Genomic DNA, 402 nt, shown 5'->3' with positions numbered 1-402 from the left:
GGCAGATCCCCTTCAGCATGTTGGCCGCTATCGCCTTCTGCTCCGGTCTGGCCTGGTGGCTCGATCCGGCGCATCAGGCTTCGCCGCTGATCCACCTGTTCTCCGGCGCCAGCATGCTGGGCGCGTTCTTTATCGCCACCGACCCGGTCAGCGCCTCCACCACGCCGAAGGGCCGTTTAATCTACGGCGCGCTGATCGGCGTGCTGGTCTGGCTGATCCGCGTTTATGGCGGCTACCCTGACGGCGTGGCCTTTGCTGTGCTGCTCGCCAACATCACCGTCCCGTTAATCGACCACTACACGCAGCCGCGCGTGTACGGCCATCGCTAAGGAGCCGCCATGCTGAATTCCATGAGAAAGCACGGCACCACGCTGGCGGTGTTTGCGGCGGTCACCACCGGCC

General features: G+C 64.7%; 2 protein-coding genes. Both read left to right on the top strand.

Annotation, left to right across the window (positions count from 1 at the left end):
* On the top strand, positions 1-329 hold a 329-nt coding region (locus tag KQX66_RS38900), incomplete at its 5' end, for an RnfABCDGE type electron transport complex subunit D (RefSeq protein ID WP_216798407.1).
* Between the two features lie 9 nt (positions 330-338).
* On the top strand, positions 339-402 hold a 64-nt coding region (locus KQX66_RS38895; RefSeq protein WP_498047224.1), incomplete at its 3' end, for a hypothetical protein.

The sequence above is a fragment of the Paenibacillus oleatilyticus genome (assembly GCF_018998565.1).
Classification (GTDB): domain Bacteria; phylum Bacillota; class Bacilli; order Paenibacillales; family NBRC-103111; genus Paenibacillus_G; species Paenibacillus_G oleatilyticus.
This window is presented reverse-complemented; position numbering and strand designations above follow the sequence as displayed.